This is a genomic window from Vibrio sp. 1249-1, from assembly GCF_033340495.1.
Genome location: NZ_JAWOWJ010000703.1, coordinates 1 through 637 on the forward strand (window position 1 = coordinate 1; position 637 = coordinate 637).

Below are 637 nucleotides of genomic sequence, written 5' to 3' on the forward strand. Positions count from 1 at the left end.
AATAGTTTACTGAGTCTAGACCATCAAACTGCTTCGGCTTGACCTATCCAATGATAATGGTGGTTGGCTTTTTTACCCACTAGCCCAAGCTCTGCAAGCTCTTCGAAGACTTTGTCTACCTCTTCCGCAGAAAGTCTAAATTGCTTCGCTACCGCTTTTTTCGTACACGTGATTTGATGAGTTTTAAGGGCATCGCTCACCTGTTCTAGCAGTGTTTTTGGCTCTTCCGGTTCTTCAATTTTTTGCTCAATGGCGGGTTCATCTTCATCCTTAATGTGTGGAAGATAACCCGCTGGCTCTGGGTCAATATCGCGAATTGATGCCACGGTCATGCCTACGTAGCGACGGTAATAGTGACGGAAACGTGGCTCTTCACCAATCAAGCCAACAAAAAACGCCGCAAAGAAATCGAGCAGGATGGATAAGAACACCACCAGCCATAACTGAGCTTGTTGCGATGTCGTACCGAACGCATTTGCAAGGCTATCGATCAGACCGATGACCGAGTCTTGCGTTACCGGAGGCAGGCTGTCTCGCTCCATCGCCAATCTCTGCTGTTCTTCACGCAGGGTTTTGTTTTGCTCTTGAATTCGCGTCACCCCCGTTGCGATGCGCTCCATCTCGATGTACTTCTGCG

The 637-nt window shown here is 48.5% G+C and carries 1 pseudogene; it reads right to left on the reverse strand.

The features are described from left to right. Positions 1-23: 23 nt before the first annotated feature. Positions 24-637, reverse strand: a pseudogene (locus R7Z50_RS28450) (Preprotein translocase subunit SecY); the annotation flags it as partial.